We start from the raw sequence: 17,061 nt of genomic DNA, 5'->3' as shown, positions 1-17,061 counted from the left end.
GGTCCCTCACACGTTCAGCAGCAAATATTCCCGTTCCCACGGGCTGATCACCTGCATGAAGGTTTCGAATTCGCCGCGCTTGAGGCCGCCATAGATGGCGATGAATTCGGCGGAGAAGACCTCGTGGAAGGCGGGTTCGGCCTCCAGGGCGGCGACTGCCTCGAGCAGGCCGCGCGGCAGGTCGATCGTCTTGTCGTTGACCGTATCGTCGGACGGGGCGCTGGGCTCGATCTCGCGCGTCAGGCCCAGATAGCCGCAGCCGAGCGAGGCGGCGAGCGCCAGATAGGGATTGGCGTCCGAGCTCGGCAGCCGGTTCTCCACCCGCCGCGCTGCGGGCTCGGAATCCGGTACGCGAAAGGCGGTCGTGCGGTTGTCGTAGCCCCAGGCATTGTTGACCGGCGCCGACATATCGGGCGTCAGCCGGCGATAGGAATTCACATAGGGCGCCATCATCGACAGCGCCCTCGGGATGAAGGTCTGCATGCCGCCGATGAAGTGGAAGAATTCCTTGGACGCGCTGCCATCGGCATTGGAGAAGAGATTGCGGCCGGTGTTGATCTCCACCACCGACTGGTGGATGTGCATGGCCGATCCCGCCTGGCTCTGCATCGGCTTGGCCATGAAGGTGGCATAGATGCCGTGCTTGAGCGCCGCCTCGCGGATCGTGCGCTTGAATAGGAAGACCTGGTCGGCAAGTTCGATCGGATCGCCGTGGCGCAGATTGATCTCGAGCTGGGCCGGGCCCTCCTCGTGGATCAGCGTGTCGATCTCCAATCCCTGCTTTTCGGAGAAATGGTAGATGTCGTCGATCAGCTCGTCGAATTCGTTGACGCCGGCGATCGAATAGGCCTGACCGCCCTGGATCGAACGGCCCGAGCGGCCCTTCGGTGGATGCAGCGGATAGTCCGGATCGTCGTTCTTGGCGACGAGGTAGAACTCGATCTCGGGCGCCACCACCGGCTTCCAGCCCTTGAGCCGGTAGAGCTCGACCACGTGCTTGAGCACGTTGCGCGGCGTATAGGGCACGTTCTCGCCCTTCGAGCCGGCGATGTCGCAGATCACCTGCGCCGTCGGGTCGGTTTCCCAGGGAACGATGGAGAGCGTCGAGAGGTCGGGCACCAGCTTGATGTCGCTGTCGCGGGAATCATAGCGAAAGTCGCCGGTTTCTTCCGGATAGTCGCCGGAGATCGTATGGCGGTAGATGGCGGAGGGCAGGGCCAGCGAAGTGTTGGAGGTGAATTTCGAGGAGGGCATCATCTTGCCGCGCGGCACGCCGGCAATATCAGGGGTGATGCATTCCACATCCTCGATGCCGCGCAGCTTCAGCCAGTCGGCGGCTTCCTTCCAGGTCTTCACGCCACGGGCGGACTGCAGGGAAGGGGGGATCTTGGCACTCTTGGAGGGTTTGCTTGTCTGCTGTGCGATGGTTCTCTTCGCGGGCATAAATCACCGTTTTTGAGGTCGGATCGGAGCATCATAGCGGGAGTTCGGCCCGAGGCCAGCGCCAACTTGCCTCTCCCGGCCCTGCGATGACGAGGAATTGACATCTTAGGCCCGCTTGCCGAAGACGGGGCATCAGTAAGGAGACCCTTTGCGTGGCAGAGACTGTCGACGTGATCATTCTGGGAGCGGGCGCCGCCGGCATGATGGCCGCAATCGAAGCGGCGCGCCGCGGCCGGCGCGTTCTGGTTCTCGATCATGCCAAGGCGCCGGGCGAGAAGATCCGCATCTCCGGCGGTGGGCGCTGCAACTTCACCAATCTCGGAACGACAGCGGCGAATTTCCTCTCCGCCAATCCGCATTTTGCCAAGTCCGCGCTGGCCCGCTACACGCCGCGCGACTTTCTGGCGATGGTCGAGACGCACCGGATCGCCTGGCATGAGAAGACGCTCGGTCAGCTCTTCTGCGACGAGAGTGCCAAGGACATCATCCGCATGCTGCTGAGCGAGATGCGCGCGGCCGGCGCCGAGCTGCGGCTCGAAACCGCGATCCAGACAGTCGAAAAGGATCTCTCCGGCTTCCGCATCGAGAGCTCCGCCGGCACGATGCACTCCGAGACGCTGATCGTCGCCACCGGCGGCAAGTCCATTCCGAAGATGGGGGCAACGGGTCTTGCCTACCGCATTGCCGAGAGTTTCGGTCTCGAGCTGGTCGAAACCCGACCCGGCCTGGTTCCGCTGACGCTGGCCGACCCCTTGAAGGAGGCGCTCGCGCCGCTCGCCGGCGTCGGCGTTCCCGTTCGCGCCAAGGCCGGAAAGGCGAGGTTCGAGGAGGCGATGCTCTTTACCCATCGCGGTCTCAGCGGGCCGGCCATTCTGCAGATCTCCTCCTACTGGCGGGAAGGAGAGGCAATCGAGATCGCCTTCACGCCGCAGAGCGACCTTGCCGCTCTCCTGAAGTCGGCGCGCAAGACACAAGGGCGTCAGGTTCTGCGCACCGTTCTCGGCGACTTTCTGCCGAAGCGCCTGGCGAACCACCTTGCCGGAACGAGCCCCCTCGGTGAGCGTCCGCTTGCCGATCTCTCCGACAAGGCGATCGAGGGCTTCGCCTCGGATCTTTCCGCTTGGCCGATCCGCCCGGCGGGGTCGGAGGGGTATCGGACCGCGGAGGTGACGCTGGGTGGGGTGGACACCCGCGCCCTCGACAGCCGGACCATGATGGCACGCGCCGTCCCCGGCCTGTTTTTCATCGGCGAATGCGTCGATGTCACCGGCTGGCTCGGCGGCTATAACTTCCAGTGGGCATGGTCCTCGGGTTTTTCTGCAGGGCAGGCGGCATAAGAAGAAAAGGCTTCACGCCTTGTTAGCGAATGTCGGGGAACCTACTTGTCGGGGAGACAGGAGACCGCGGCCAGAAGCACATTTTTTCCGCATCGCGTCATGATGCGACAAAAAGGAGCTGGCGGATCGGGGCGACCGGGTCTATTCTTCGCTGAGGATGAAAGGACATGTTCTCATGAACCAGCATCGCCGCCGCACAGCTCGCGCCATCGCCATCGCCCGTACGCAGGAGAACCGCACGCTCGATCTCGTCAAGATCGGTGTGACCACGCTTGCTCTTGCCCTCACGGCGGTTGCCGTTCTCCTGGCACTTTCCGCCGGCTGATCGTGCACGCGGCAGCGCCTCGTAGAGCGCTGCTTGAAGCTTCGCCCGTATTGCGGGCCTGAAACGTTTTCCCCTTGGCTGACGTCTCTTCTCCGCTCGCCCGCTGGCGAGCGCTCGTTTCCCGGCAGAGCCTGCCCGCCATTCAGTGGCCGCGCACAGTCTCGCTCGACGGCTTTTCTTTCAAAAACGACCGGCCGCCCACCTCGCATCCGCCTTCCGGTTGCGGTTTTGCGCCGTGATGCCCAGCGTCCTTCGACGGTGCGGTCTTCATCGTCCATGTCAGCCACCGCCGCGTAAGTCCTACGTCCTCGGCGTGAAATCGTCGGCTTTCACGCGCGCGAACCACAACTGGAATATTAGTGAGTTGTGGCTTACCTCATCTTAACAGGTTGTAGGACACTCTCTTCAGAGAGGAGCCTGTCGGACTGTGCGTGGAGGGTATGCGCAGTCTGCGATGATCGCGTGACAGGTTTGCGGCCGCCCCGCATGTTCATCGACAGATTTGCTGCCTGAACGTCGTGCGCCGGGGGACCATCGATGAATGATGGGCTTGCGAGGGGCGGAGCGGGCGCGTGAACCAGGGTTCCCCGATGTTGATCGACAAGATTCTCGCCCGCTTCAAGATTCAGACGAAAGTCCTTCTGTTCATCTTTCCGTTCGTGGTCAGCATCTGCGCGGTCGGCATCACCGGGCTTTATGCCTCGGGTCTCCTCCAGGGGCGCATGGAGATTTCCAACAGCGTCCTGCAGTCGCTCTCCGGCTTCCGCGATGTCTATGACGGCATGAACCGGTTCCTGGCCGAGACCTCGGAGGAAAGCCGCGAAGCGGTTCTGAAAACCATTACCGCCCAGCGGGCCGTGCTTGAAGACACGCATGCGCAGATGGAAAATGCCGAGGGCGCCAGCGAGCTGGAAAACGCCATTGCCGGCACCGAGAAGATCGGCGACAGCGTGGCCGGTCTCTGGTCTCTGCATGAGAACGAGGTGCAGCTGCGCAGCTCGATCAACAAGGGCCTGCGTCTGCTTCTGTCCACGCAGATGAAGCTGGTCAACGAGGCCTCCGCCGTTGAACGCAGCGTGCGCGACGATGAGAGCGCCGCCAAGTCTCTGCTGCGCGAGGCAGAGCGGCTGACCTCGTCCAGCGAAACCCTGACGGCGCTGAGTCAGGACTTTGCCAAGGCCCCGGATGCCCAGGCGAAGATCACCCTGATCAAGGGGAAGATCCCGGCGCTGAACAAGCTGATCGCCAAGGTCGCCGGAAGCCTGCCCGACAATCAGAAGGCCGTCGTCGATACCTTCAAGAAAACCGTCGATGGCATCAAGGATCTCGCCGGCAACGGCGATCTCAGCGACGACAATGCCAAGGCGATCGGCCAGCTTCTGGCCCGCTTCCGCCAGACCAGCATTCAGCTTCAATCGGCCGCCGGCATCAAGATGCGGGCTGCGACCGAAACCTTCGGCAAGCTCGACCAGCCGCTGGTGAAGGCCAATGCGGTGCTCGACAGCACCCGCTCGATCGTGAGCGCCGTCTATGCCATCCGCCTGGCGGCCGGCAGCTTCCTCGACAATGCCGATCAGACCGGCCAGGCGCGTCTCGCCCGCGAAATCAACGTCTTCAACCAGGAAGTCAGCGGTCTGGCGCAGACGGCGCCCGATATCGCCTTCTTCGCCGAACTGCCGGACAGCATCCGCCCGGTCGCCGAGCAGATGAAGGCCGACAGCATCACGCTGATCGAGGTCAGCAGCGCGCGGGAGAAGCAGTTCGCCGATGCCGGCGCGCAGATCAACCAGATCTGGCAGCAGCTGGTCTCCTTTGCCGAAGAGCAGAAGACCAATGCCGCCATCGAGCGCGACCGCGCCAACCAGGTCTCGGTCTTCGCCACCGTCGCCGGCGTCGTCATCGCCATGCTGGCCGGTGCCGCGCTGGTGCTGACGCTGAAAGGACCGATCGGCCAGATCACCGCATCCATGCGCAAGCTCGCCGAGGGCGTGCTCGATACGCGCATCGACGGCGATGCGCGCCGCGACGAAATCGGCGACATGGCCCGCGCGCTCGGGATCTTCAAGGAGAATGCCTTGTCGAAACTGCGCATCGAGGCCGAGAGCGAGGAGCAGCGCCAGCAGGCGGAGGCCGATCGCGCCCGCAACGATGCGGAAAAGCGCTCGCTCGACAGCCAGATCGACTTTGCCGTCAGCCAGCTCGCCGCCGGTCTCGGCCGCCTGGCCCGCGGCGATCTGTCGGAGCAGATCGAAACGCCCTTTACCGGCCGTCTCGAACAGCTGCGTGTCGACTTCAACGGCTCGCTGATCCGCCTTCAGGATACGCTGCTTCAGATCCGCAACAATGCGCTGATGATCCAGAGCAGCGGCAATGCGATGAACGGATCCGCCGACCAGCTTTCGCACCGCACCGTCGCCCAGGCCGCCTCGCTGGAAGAGACCGCCGCGGCTGTGGACGAGATTACGGCCACGGTTCGCGCCTCGGCCGAGCGGGCGCACGAGGCCAATGTCGCCGTCACGGCCACCAAGAAGAGCGCCGATGGCTCCGCCGCCGTCGTTTCCAACGCCATGTCGGCCATGGGCCGGATCGAGGCCGCCTCGCGCCAGATCGAGCAGATCATCGAGGTCATCGACGATATCGCTTTCCAGACCAACCTTCTGGCACTCAATGCCGGGATCGAAGCGGCGCGGGCGGGCGAGGCGGGCAAGGGCTTCGCCGTCGTCGCCCAGGAGGTGCGGGAGCTTGCGCAACGCTCGGCCGGCGCCGCCAAGGAGATCAAGGGGCTGATCAACAAGTCGACGCTCGAGGTCACCTCCGGCTCCGAGGCCGTCAAGGAGACCGGCGCCGTGCTCGCCTCCATCAGCCAGCAGATCGTTGCCGTCAGCCACCATGTCGACATGATCGCCACTGCCAGCCGCGAACAGGCGGCCGCACTTCTGGAGGTCAACGGTTCGGTCAACCAGATGGACCAGATGACCCAGCAGAATGCCAGCATGGTCGACGACGCCACCGCCGCCAGCCGCAGCCTCGCCCAGCAGGCCGATACGCTGATGATGCTGGTCGAACAGTTCCGCCTGGAACCAGCCGAACGCAGCGGCTACAGCCGGGCGGCGTAGAGAAGTCGAGAGCGTGAAAACAAAAAATGCCGGCCTGGAAGCCGGCATTTTCCGTATGGAGGAATCGGCCAGCTCACGCCCCAAACGCGGCCCTTTCGTCGGCCTGGCGCTGGGCTTCGCGGCGGCGGGAGATGATGGAGGCGACGAGGACGCCGAAGGCGACGATGCCGATCAGGATCGTGCAGACGGCGTTGATTTCCGGCGTCACGCCCAGGCGGACCTGGCTGTAGATCTTCATCGGCAGGGTGGTGGCGCCGGGCCCGGAGGTAAAGCTGGAGATGACGAGGTCGTCGAGCGACAGCGTGAAAGCCAGCACCCAGCCCGAGAAGACGGCGGGGGCAATGACCGGCAGGGTCACCTGGAAGAAGGTCGCCACCGGCGTCGCGCCGAGATCCATCGCCGCTTCCTCGATCGACTGGTCGAAGGTGACGAGGCGCGACTGCACCACCACGGCGACGAAGCACATGGTGAAGGTGATATGGGCGATGGTCAGCGTCCAGAATCCGCGGTCGAAGCCGAGCGCCACGAAAAGCAGCAGCATGGAAAGGCCGGTGATCACCTCGGGCATGACCAGCGGCGCATAGATCATGCCGGAAAACAGCATGCGGCCGCGAAAGCGGGTGTAGCGGGTCATGGCAAGGGCTGCCAGCGTGCCGAGCACCGTGGCGATCGTGGCCGAGAGCAGGCCGACGCGCGCCGTCACCCAGGCGGCATCGAGCAGGCCCTGATTGTTGAGAAGGGCGCCGTACCATTTGGTCGAGAAACCCGCCCAGACGGTGACGAGCTTCGACTCGTTGAAGGAGAAGATGACCAGAAGCACGATCGGCAGATAGAGGAAGGCGAAGCCGACGACGATCGAGGCGATGTTGAAACGGGACCAGCGAGGCATCAGCGTGCCTCCCCGTCTGCCCGCGCCTGGGCGCGCTGGAAGATCATGATCGGCACCACCAGGATCAGCAGCAGGATGGCGGCAACGGCCGAGGAGACCGGCCAGTCGCGATTGGAATTGAACTCGTTCCAGAGCGTGCGGCCGATCATCAGCGTTTCCGAACCGCCGAGCAGGTCGGGAATGACGAATTCGCCGACGGCGGGGATGAAGACCAGCAGGCAGCCGGCAATGACGCCCGGCAGCGACAGCGGGAAGGTGATGCGCCAGAAGGCGGAAACCGGCGTGCAGCCGAGATCGAGCGCGGCTTCCGTCAGGCTATGGTCCATCTTCTCCAGTGCCGAATAGAGCGGCAGCACCATGAAGGGCAGGTAGGAATAGACGATGCCGATATAGATCGCCGTATTGGTGTTGAGGATGACCAGTGGCGTATCGATGAGGCCGAGCGACAGCAAGAGCTGGTTGAGCAGTCCTTCGGGCTTGAGGATGGCGATCCAGGCATAGACGCGGATCAGGAAGCTCGTCCAGAAGGGCAGGATCACCAGCATGAGCAGGGTCGGGCGGATGCCTGTCGGTGCCTTGGCCATGCCATAGGCGATCGGATAGGCGATCAGCAGCGTCAGCAGCGTCGAGAAGAAGGCGATGGTGAGGCTGGAAAGATAGGCATTGGTGTAGAGCGCGTCTTCCGTCAGCCAGACGTAATTGTCGAAGGAGAGCTGACCGAGCTTCTCCAGCGTGCCGGAAAGACCGTCGGCGAGCGAGAAGACCGGCTCGTAGGGCGGCATGGAGATCGCCGTGCTGGACAGCGAGATGCGCAACACGATGAAGAAGGGAATGAGGAAGAAGATCAACAGCCAGCCATAGGGGATGATGATCACGAGACGGTTGAAGAGGGCGGAGGCAAGCCGGTTCATGGCGATCAATCCTTCAGGACGACGCCGGCATCCCGGTCGAAGGAGATCCACACCTTCTGCTCGTAGCCGAGCGGGTCATCGACCGCACGCACGGCATTGAGCAGCGAGGCCTTGACCACCTTGCCGCTCACGAGCCTGACATGGAACACGGTCATGTCGCCAAGATAGGCGATGTCCCAGATCTCGCCTTCCGCCACATTGACGGCGGACGCGCTTGCCGGCGGCTTGCTGGAGACGCGGATTTTTTCCGGCCGGATGGCGAAGCCCGCTTTGGCGCCGGGCTGCGGCCGCTCGGGCGACAGCGTCTCGATCGCCAGCCCGGCCTCGGCGTCGATGCGGACGCTGGTGCCGTCCGCAGAGGTGACCGTACCGTCGAAAATGTTCACATCGCCGATAAAATCGGCGACGAAGCGGGAATTGGGCGCCTCGTAGATCTCGGCAGGCGTTGCCACCTGCACCACCTTGCCATGCGCCATGACGGCGATGCGGTCGGCCATGGTCATGGCCTCTTCCTGGTCGTGGGTGACGACGACGAAGGTGAGACCCAATTCCTGTTGCAGGTCCATCAGTTCGAACTGCGTTTCCTCGCGCAGCTTCTTGTCGAGCGCGCCGAGCGGCTCGTCGAGCAGCAGCACCTTCGGCCGTTTGGCGAGCGAGCGGGCGAGCGCCACGCGCTGGCGCTGGCCACCCGAAAGCTGGTGCGGCTTGCGGGTGGCGAAAGGCTCGAGCTTGACGAGCTTCAGCATCTGCTTGACCCGCTCGGCAATCTCGGGTTTCGCCATGCCGTCCTGCTTCAGGCCGAAGGCGATGTTGGCCTCGACGCTCATATGGGGAAACAGGGCATAGGACTGGAACATCATGTTCACCGGCCGGCGATAGGGCGGCGTGCCGGCCAGGTTCTGCCCGTCGAGCACGATCTCGCCGGAGGTCGGCTGCTCAAAGCCGGCCAGCATGCGCAGCAGCGTGGACTTGCCGCAGCCCGAAGCACCGAGCAGGGCGAAGAACTCGCGCGGATAGATGTCGAGCGAGAGATCGTTGACCGCGACGAAATCGCCGAATTTCTTGGTGACGTTGCGAAAGGAGATGAAAGGCGTGGAGGCCGGATCCGTCCAGGGAGCGAAGGAGCGCCGGATGCTGCCGAGTGACTTCATGATCGATCCTGGAAGGAGGCCGCAAGGGGCGGGCGGAGTGGGCGGGCGGAGGGAGCGGCCGCCTTGCCGGCGGCCGCGATAGAAAATTGCCCGGATCATGGATCCGGGCAAGAGCGGGGTCGGACTTACTGTCCCGTCGTCACCTTGGTCCACAGCCGCGTGACGACGCGCTGCGCCTTGGGGTCGAGCGGCGGTACGGTGAAGAGCTTGGCCATGACATCGTCCGGCGGGTAGATCGCCGTGTCTTCGATCACGTCCTTGTTCAGGAACTGCTGCGAGGCCTTGTTGCCATTGGCGTAGTAGACGAAGTTGGACGCCTTGGCCGCTACCTCCGGCTTCATCATGTAGTTGATGAATTCATGCGCCTCTTCCACATGCTGAGCGTCGGCCGGGATGCCCATGACGTCGAAGAAGATCTGCGCGCCCTGCGGCGGGATCGAGTAGTCCACGGTCACGCCGGCCTTTGCTTCGGCGGCACGGTCGCGCGCCTGGAAGACGTCGCCCGAATAGCCGAGCGCCAGGCAGATATCGCCGTTGGCAAGGCCGTTGATATATTCGGAGGAATGGAACTTGCGGATGAAGGGGCGAACGGCGAGCAGGGTCTCTTCGGCCTTGGCGAGATCGTCCGGCTTGGTGCTGTTCGGATCAAGACCCAGATAGACCAGCACCGAGGGGATCACGTCGGTCGGGCTGTCGAGCACGTAGATGCCGCAATCCTTGAGTTTGGCCGCTTTGGCAGGGTCGAAGAGCACATCCCAGCCCGGCTTCTGGTCGGTTCCGAGCGCGGCCTTCAGCTTGTCGACATTGTAGCCGAGGCCCGTCGTGCCCCACATATAGTCGACGCTGTATTCATTGCCCGGATCGAAGGTGGCGACACCCTTGGTCACCACATCCCACATATTGGTGAGGTTCGGCAGCTTGGACTTGTCGAGCTTCTGGTAGACGCCGGCGGCGATCTGCCGTTGGAGGAAGGAGGCGGTCGGCACCACGACATCATAGCCGGACCCGCCGGCAAGCAGCTTGGTTTCCAGCACCTCGTTGGAATCATAGACGTCGTAGACGACCTTGATCCCGGTTTCCTTGGTGAACTCCTCGATGATGCTCTGGTCGATATAATCGGACCAGTTGTAGACGTTGACGACGCGCTCCTGCGCCGCCGCGAGGCCCGCCGAACTGAAAAGCGCAAGCGCGGCCATCAGTCCCGTCGTCAGTCTCGATGTCGTCGTCGGCATGCCATTCCCCTTTTGACGTTCAAATGCGTCGACGCGATCCTGTGTTCAAATCAACGTCTTGGTGAAGCTATGCAGCTTTCTTGCCAATCTCAAGTCAGTCTTCGCCGACCATCCGGAGAAGCCTGAATGGCGGCTGCCCTCTGCGCCCGTCGCAGAGATCGTCGACGGCAGGCTTTTCATCCATTTACGATCCCGTTTCCGCGTTATAGATCGATGAGGGAACATGTGGAGGTGCTGATGGAATCAACCCTGCCGCTCTGGGAGCCGTCTGCTGCTTTTGCCGCCGAAACGCCGATGCGTGCCTTCATGGAGGCATGTGCGACACGCTTTGGGCAGCGCTTTGACACGGTGGATGCATTTCACGCCTGGTCGGTCGCCGAGCGCGGCGCGTTCTGGAGCGCCGTCTGGGATGTCTGCGGCGTGATCGGGTTGAAGGGCGAGCGGGCGCTGGTGGACGAGGGCCACATGACCGAGGCCCGCTTCTTCCCCGACGCCACGCTCAATTTCGCCGAAAACCTTCTGCGCAAGACCGGCCCGGGCGATGCCCTGGTGTTCCGGGGCGAGGACAGGGTGCGCGCCCGCATGAGCTTCGATGCGCTGCATGCGCTGGTTTCGCAGCTGCAGCAGGCCATGCTTGCCAGCGGCATCGGGGTCGGCGACCGGGTGGCGGCGATGATGCCGAACCTGCCGGAAACCATCGCCCTGATGCTCGCCGCAACCTCGATCGGCGCCATCTGGTCGTCCTGCTCGCCGGATTTCGGCGAACAGGGCATCGTCGATCGCTTCGGCCAGATCGAGCCGAAGCTGTTCGTCGCCTGCGACGGCTATTGGTACAATGGCAAGCGGCAGGATGTGGCCGACAAGGTGGTGGCCGTGGCCGCGCGTCTGGATGCGCCGGTCATGATCGTCCCCTATTGCGGCGATGCCGAAGGCTTGGCCGCCCGCATCCCGGGAGCGCGGACGCTTGCGCAGGCGATCGCCCCCTTCGCCGCCCGCGCCATTGCCTTCACGCCGCTGCCCTTTTCCCACCCGGTCTTCATCCTCTTCTCTTCCGGGACGACCGGCGTGCCGAAATGCATCGTGCATGGCGCAGGCGGCACGCTCCTGCAGCTGATGAAGGAGCATCGCTTTCACTGCGGCGCGCGGGAGGGCGACAAGGTCTTCTACTTCACCACCTGCGGCTGGATGATGTGGAACTGGCTTGCCGCCGGTCTCGCCAGCGGCGAAACGCTCTGCCTCTACGATGGCTCCCCCTTCCACCCGAGCGGCGCGGTCCTCTTCGACTACGCACAGGAGGAGGGGTTCTCGATCTTCGGCACCTCGGCTAAATATATCGACGCCGTGCGCAAGGCCGGTCTACGGCCGGCCGAGACCCATGATCTCGCGCCGCTGCGGCTGATCACCTCCACCGGCTCGCCGCTTTCGCCGGAAGGTTTCTCTTTCGTCTATGAGGGTATCAAGCCGGATGTGCAGCTTGCCTCCATTTCCGGCGGCACCGACATCGTCTCCTGCTTCGTGCTCGGCAATCCGCTGAAGCCCGTCTGGCGCGGCGAGATCCAGGGTCCCGGCCTCGGTCTGGCCGTCGATGTCTGGGATGAGGAGGGCCGGCCGGTGCGCGGCGAGAAGGGCGAGCTGGTCTGCACCAAGGCCTTTCCCAGCATGCCGGTCATGTTCTTTAACGATCCGGACGGGGCGAAATACCGCGCCGCCTATTTCGAGCGCTTCGCCAATGTCTGGTGCCACGGCGACTTCGCCGAATGGACGGCGCATGGCGGCCTCATCATTCACGGTCGCTCGGATGCAACGCTCAATCCCGGCGGCGTGCGGATCGGCACGGCCGAGATCTACAATCAGGTGGAGCAGATGGAGGAGGTCGCCGAGGCGCTGTGCATCGGCCAGGACTGGGAGGATGACGTGCGCGTCGTGCTCTTCGTCCGGCTCGCGCCTGGCGTCACCCTCACCGACGATCTGGAAAAGGCGATCCGCACCCGCATCCGCAGCGGCGCATCGCCGCGCCATGTGCCGGCCCGCATCGTCGCCGTCGCCGATATTCCGCGTACCAAATCCGGAAAGATCGTCGAACTGGCGGTGCGCGAGGTCGTCCACGGCCGCCCGGTCAAGAACAAGGAGGCGCTCGCCAACCCGGAGGCGCTGGCGCTCTTCGAGAAGCTGGACGCCTTGTCACGCTAGCTGCCCCGCTCTTTCTGCGCCGGTCTTCCGCCGCCTCCTCGAATCTCGGGATCGGATGTTGAAGAAGCGTTAGGGTTTGCCGTCGCAATGTCGGCTCAGACGCGGGGCCATGACGGGCCCATTGCCGGCCCGGGTGGTCTCTTGCCTCGGGCCCTGGGACATGAAGTCGGAATGGACAGGAACGTCAGCATCACCTTGACGAGGCGGCCTTCGGGCCGCCTCTTTTTGTTGGGTGTCAAGTGTCCCGGCCTTGCCCGCCTGGCGGCGCAGGCTCAGTCGGCCAGCACCCGCTGCGAGGGGAAGGCGACTTCGACGAGCGTGCCTTCGTTCGGCGCCGAGTGGATGGAGAAGGTGGCGCGGTTCGCCTCGGTCATCGCCTTGGTCAGCGGCAGCCCGAGGCCCGTGCCGTCGCCGCGCTTGCGCGCACCGGTGGTCACCTGGCGGAAGGGCTTCATGGCCTGGTCGAGCTCGCTGCGGGTCATGCCGATGCCGGTGTCGCGGATGCGCAGGATCACGCTGCCATTCGGCTCATAGGCGGTCGACACGACGATCTGTCCGCCCGACGGCGTGAAGCGAATGGCGTTTGAGAGGATGTTGAGCGCGATCTGCTTGATCGAGCGCTGATCCGCCACGACAGCCGGAACCGTGCCGGGCAGCGAGGTGCGAATGATCACCCGCTGCATATTCGCCTGCGGCTGCACCAGCGCCACGGCCTCCGACACCGCTTCGTTGATATCGACCTCGGCGAAATCGAGCTCCATCTCGCCGGCCTCGATCTTGGAAATGTCGAGGAGGTCGTTGACGATGTCGAGCACATGCCGGCCGGACCGGCCGATGTCTCCGGCATATTCCACATAGCGCGCATTGCCGATCGGGCCGAAATGCTCGCTCGCCATCATGTCGGAGAAGCCGATGATGGCGTTCAGCGGCGTGCGGATCTCGTGGCTGACGCGGGCCAGGAATTCGGTCTTGTGCGCGTTGGCCGTTTCGGCAGCCCGCTTGGCGGCGCGCAATTCCTCTTCCGAGCGCTTCCACTGGGTGATGTCGCGGATCACGGCGCAGTAGCCGTTGGAGGAGGAGAGACGGCCCATGGTCATGAACAGCGGAATGAAGCCGCCGCCCGCCTCGCGGCCGATCACCTCGCGCCCGTCATTGAGCACGCTTGCCACGCCATGGCCGGAGAGGCCGGCAAGATAATCCATCACCGCCCGCTGGCTCTCATGGGCAAAGAGCATGGCAAAGGGTTTTGCCCGCACTTCCGCATCGTCATAGTTGAACAGGGCGCTGGCCGAACGGTTCAGCGAGCGAATTTCGCCGTCCGCGCCGATCACTACCACGCCGTCGGTCGCCGTTTCCAGGATCGAGCGCAGCTCTTCGGCCTCCATGCCGAGCGCTGCAGCGCGTGCTTCGGCGGTCTCGAGCGCTCCCTGAAGATCGGAGGTCTGCGAAACCTCGGCATCCGACACCTCCGTCGCCACCGGCGGCGGCGCCGGAGGGACGAGCGACAGGGTCACGGGCGGCGGGGCAGGGGTGGGCGGTTCCGGCGCGACGGTTGCCAGCGACATCATCAGCGCGGCGCCACGATCCTCGAAGCGGATCGATTGCAGCCGCGCATAGACGGGCAGCAGCCGTCCGTCATTGCGGATCATCATCACCGCGCCGTCCGGCGTATCCAGCATGCCCTCATCGTCGCCGACGAACAGCGCATCCAGCCCGCCCTCGACGCGCAGCTCCTCGAGCGTCGCATAGCCGGTCAGCTTCAGGAATTCCGGATTGGCGTGGTAGAGCTCGTCGCCACTATGGACGAGCATGGCCATCGGCATGCGGTTCAGCGTCGCGACATTCAGCGAGGCCTCCTCGCGGGCCGTCTCGACTGCCGCTTCACGCTCGCCCCCGACGGCCGGCTCGCCCCCGACGGCCGGCTCGTCCTCGACGGCCGGCTCGGCCTCTGCCTCCGTTCCGCCGCGCTGATCGTCCTCGTCAGTGCTGGCGTCGTCGGACTCGGCCGCGGGGTTCGGGTCGGAATCGTTCGCCATCTCGTCGTGAAGCGTGTCGCCTGGCGCGTCGTCCAGCGCCGGCAGTTCGGCTTCGGCCGTCGGACTGGAACCCTCATCAAACTCCACCGCATCCGGGCGGTCGTCGGACTGCGGAGCTGTCTCTGCGGCAGGGGCGTCGGGCTGCGGGTCGCCCGGCACCACACCCGCCGTCTGTTCTGCTGCCTGCTCAGCTGCGTCCGGCGCCTCATGCGGCGATTGCCCAGCCTCCGTCGCGAGCGGGGACTGCGCCTCCTCGCCCGCCGCAGCGGTTTGAAGGGGGGACATATCGGCTTCGGGAAGCGACGGGGATGCTGGCGCTTCGGGCACATCGGGTTCGGCAGGCGGCGTCGTCCGCTTGCCGAAGGTCGTGCCGAGCTGGCGGGCAATCTCGCGGAAGGCCGCCTGTTCGGCGCGGCTCAGCGTTTCCGGCGTTCCCGCGCGGTGTGCCTCGATGGACACGATTTTGTCGGTCGAGCGCCGGTTCGGCGTTTCCACAAGCTTGAGCGCCGGGCGCTCGCCATGGAACGGATCGTCCTCATCGCCATCGGGGCCAGCCGCCGGCGCCGGTGTGTCGCGCGGGTCCCCTGCGGTCGGCACATCCTGCACAACGGGGGCTTCGGCAGCAGCCTCCACTTGCAATGTGGAAGGCGTTTCGGCCGCAGCCTCCTCTTGATCCATCGTGGCCTGCGGCGCCGCCGCCGTCGCGTCTGCTGCAGCAGGTGCGTCGTCGATGACCACCGTCTGCGTCGTCACCACGTCCGACATGCGCACGATACCAAAGCCGCGGAACCCGTCGAAATCGCGGTTGCGGGAATAGGTGGGCAGCGCCGCCAAATCCACAGGGACGCGCAGCGCCTCGCCCTCGACCGGCCAGAGCACGGTCTTGCCCGACCATGTGTCGCGCCGGCGCAGGAGCGTGGAAATCGTCTCGTCCGGATCGAGCCCGAGCCGGCTTGCCAGTTCCTCGAACGTCTGGCCGATCACATCGGCCGCCCGCGGACCGACGGCGAGCGCGAAATCCGGAGAAATTTCGCTGAAACGGCCGTCCGCGCCGATCTTCCAGACAAAGCGCACCGCGCGCATCGCCCGGTCGAAGACGAAGCGCGGCGCAGGGAGACCTGCGGTCTCGTCCTGCAGCGGCTCGGAAGAGGGGGCAGTCCCTTTGGGGACCGCTTCGATCGCGGGTTCCTCGCTCTGCTCCTCCGCTGCGACGTCGTCGGCTGGCCTGTCCTCAAGGTCCGCACGTGTCTCCTCTGCCATGGTTTCCGGCAGGGATGGCGCGGGCTCGGACTGATCGGTCTGTTCTGGGGCGTCCGCTGCTTCACGGTCTGCGGTGTGCGGTGCATCCGGCGACACGTCGTCCGCGGTGTCCGCGCCGTGATCGGGGTCGATGCGGGCCTCACTCGGAATCTCGACTGCGGCCTCGTCCTCGGCCGGGGCCGGGGCCTCCCACTCGAACGGGGCCTGCTCCTCGGCGGAGAGGTCATGCGCATCGTCGAGAAGCGGCGCGGCGACTTCGGTGCTGGTCGGGGCCGCGACAGGCGCAGGCGTTGAGGCCTCGGCAGCCGGCGCGTCCCCGCGAACCGGCGGCGAAGCCGGCGGGGCCTCGTCGAAATCGGGCGAGGCATCGAGATGGCCGAGAATGGTTTCCACGGCGAAGAGAAGATGCAGGGCCGGCGTATCGGACAATTTGCCGATCGCGGCAGGCAGGGTGCCACGGCCGGTCGGCACCGGCCGTTTCAGCAGCCAGTCGCTGTCGCGCCCGACGGCGGCAACCAGATGAGCAAGCGTCCGAGGCTGCATGGCAAGAGCCGAAAAGCCCGGCGAGGCGGCAACGATCGCCCCTTCGCCATCCAGCACCGCCATGTGCGTATCGGGATCGTCGAAGCCGGAAATCATTCGCGCCGCCGCCTGCGAAGGGCTGAGCGGCCCACCAGGCCGCGGGGTGGCGAAGAGCACGGCCTGCTCGCCCGGGCGAAGCGCGATGCGCTCCACCGAGGCGCCGACCGTCAGGCTGCGGAAGCCCTGCGGAATGCGTATGGTGAAGCGGCGGATCTCGCCGACGGAGGTCAGCGCACGGGCTGCGGCCTGCAGCTGCCGGAAGGCGACATCGCCCGTGGCCGGGCCTGCATCGAGAAAGTCGTAGATGAAGGCCTCGCCGAACAGCGCCGCGCCCTCGCCATTCGACCAGAGCACCGAGGACAGATCCGGCGCAAACAGGCAGACGGCATCCCCTTGCGCAAAATGCGCGCGCACCCGTTCGTGAACGGCGATATCGATAAAGGGGTAGGACGTGACGGGCATGAGGATTCCGGCTTCAGCAATCGGCGGGGCTCAACCGCATTAACGCTCTATTAATAGCTTCGCCCCGGTCAAGGGTCCAGCAGGCCGCCCATTTTCCCATCGCCGCACGCCCTGTTTCGCTGGGCAG

General features: G+C 64.8%; 10 protein-coding genes. 4 read left to right on the top strand and 6 right to left on the bottom strand.

What is annotated here, in order from left to right; translation table 11 throughout:
- Window positions 1-6: 6 nt before the first annotated feature.
- Window positions 7-1,443 (bottom strand): glutamine synthetase family protein, encoded by a 1,437-nt coding sequence (locus U8330_RS14850; RefSeq protein ID WP_323106032.1) that lies wholly within the window; start codon window positions 1,441-1,443, stop codon window positions 7-9.
- A gap of 152 nt (window positions 1,444-1,595) precedes the next feature.
- Here U8330_RS14850 and U8330_RS14845 point away from each other — a divergent pair, with 152 nt between their 5' ends.
- The 3 genes from U8330_RS14845 to U8330_RS14835 all read left to right on the top strand — a co-directional run bounded on the left by U8330_RS14845 (window position 1,596) and on the right by U8330_RS14835 (window position 6,221).
- On the top strand, window positions 1,596-2,780 hold the full coding sequence (locus tag U8330_RS14845; protein WP_323106031.1) for an NAD(P)/FAD-dependent oxidoreductase: 1,185 nt from the start codon (window positions 1,596-1,598) through the stop codon (window positions 2,778-2,780).
- Between the two features lie 175 nt (window positions 2,781-2,955).
- Window positions 2,956-3,105, top strand: coding sequence for a hypothetical protein (locus U8330_RS14840; protein ID WP_323106030.1), 150 nt, complete (start codon window positions 2,956-2,958; stop codon window positions 3,103-3,105).
- Between the two features lie 590 nt (window positions 3,106-3,695).
- Complete coding sequence (locus tag U8330_RS14835; protein WP_323107306.1) at window positions 3,696-6,221, top strand: methyl-accepting chemotaxis protein; 2,526 nt, start codon at window positions 3,696-3,698, stop codon at window positions 6,219-6,221.
- A gap of 73 nt (window positions 6,222-6,294) precedes the next feature.
- On the opposite strand, the gene U8330_RS14830 is transcribed toward U8330_RS14835, so the two are convergent.
- From U8330_RS14830 to U8330_RS14815, 4 genes are all read right to left on the bottom strand, one after another.
- Window positions 6,295-7,110, bottom strand: a complete 816-nt coding sequence (locus U8330_RS14830) for an ABC transporter permease (protein ID WP_323106029.1) — start codon at window positions 7,108-7,110, stop codon at window positions 6,295-6,297.
- The gene (locus U8330_RS14825; RefSeq protein ID WP_323106028.1) at window positions 7,110-8,021 is read right to left on the bottom strand and encodes an ABC transporter permease subunit; all 912 of its coding nucleotides are present in this window, start codon (window positions 8,019-8,021) and stop codon (window positions 7,110-7,112) included. Before U8330_RS14825 ends, U8330_RS14830 begins: the two co-directional genes overlap by 1 nt.
- Before the next feature lie 5 nt (window positions 8,022-8,026).
- On the bottom strand, window positions 8,027-9,172 hold the full coding sequence (locus U8330_RS14820; protein ID WP_323106027.1) for an ABC transporter ATP-binding protein: 1,146 nt from the start codon (window positions 9,170-9,172) through the stop codon (window positions 8,027-8,029).
- A gap of 125 nt (window positions 9,173-9,297) precedes the next feature.
- Window positions 9,298-10,368 carry a polyamine ABC transporter substrate-binding protein gene (locus tag U8330_RS14815; RefSeq protein WP_323107305.1) on the bottom strand — a complete coding sequence of 357 codons (1,071 nt, stop codon included), beginning with the start codon at window positions 10,366-10,368 and terminating at the stop codon, window positions 9,298-9,300.
- Window positions 10,369-10,641: 273 nt separating this feature from the next.
- Here U8330_RS14815 and U8330_RS14810 point away from each other — a divergent pair, with 273 nt between their 5' ends.
- A complete protein-coding gene (locus U8330_RS14810; protein WP_323106026.1) occupies window positions 10,642-12,594 on the top strand; it encodes an acetoacetate--CoA ligase in 1,953 nt (650 codons plus the stop codon).
- 272 nt (window positions 12,595-12,866) lie between these two features.
- Here the strand turns inward: U8330_RS14810 and U8330_RS14805 are convergent, their stop codons facing one another.
- Window positions 12,867-16,934 (bottom strand): ATP-binding protein, encoded by a 4,068-nt coding sequence (locus U8330_RS14805; RefSeq protein ID WP_323106025.1) that lies wholly within the window; start codon window positions 16,932-16,934, stop codon window positions 12,867-12,869.
- Window positions 16,935-17,061: the final 127 nt, after the last annotated feature.

The sequence above is a fragment of the Rhizobium sp. CC-YZS058 genome (genome assembly GCF_034720595.1).
GTDB lineage: Bacteria > Pseudomonadota > Alphaproteobacteria > Rhizobiales > Rhizobiaceae > Ferranicluibacter.
The sequence above is the reverse complement of the archived record's forward strand: the minus strand, read 5'-3'. Positions and strand labels throughout refer to the sequence as shown.

Coding starts and splice junctions, on each gene's coding strand:
- U8330_RS14830 (WP_323106029.1), bottom strand. CDS start 7,110: ATGCCTCGCTGGTCCCGTTTCAACATCGCCTCGATCGTCGTCGGCTTC.
- U8330_RS14840 (WP_323106030.1), top strand. CDS start 2,956: ATGAACCAGCATCGCCGCCGCACAGCTCGCGCCATCGCCATCGCCCGT.
- U8330_RS14820 (WP_323106027.1), bottom strand. CDS start 9,172: ATGAAGTCACTCGGCAGCATCCGGCGCTCCTTCGCTCCCTGGACGGAT.
- U8330_RS14825 (WP_323106028.1), bottom strand. CDS start 8,021: ATGAACCGGCTTGCCTCCGCCCTCTTCAACCGTCTCGTGATCATCATC.
- U8330_RS14810 (WP_323106026.1), top strand. CDS start 10,642: ATGGAATCAACCCTGCCGCTCTGGGAGCCGTCTGCTGCTTTTGCCGCC.
- U8330_RS14835 (WP_323107306.1), top strand. CDS start 3,696: ATGTTGATCGACAAGATTCTCGCCCGCTTCAAGATTCAGACGAAAGTC.
- U8330_RS14815 (WP_323107305.1), bottom strand. CDS start 10,368: ATGGCCGCGCTTGCGCTTTTCAGTTCGGCGGGCCTCGCGGCGGCGCAG.
- U8330_RS14805 (WP_323106025.1), bottom strand. CDS start 16,934: ATGCCCGTCACGTCCTACCCCTTTATCGATATCGCCGTTCACGAACGG.
- U8330_RS14850 (WP_323106032.1), bottom strand. CDS start 1,443: ATGCCCGCGAAGAGAACCATCGCACAGCAGACAAGCAAACCCTCCAAG.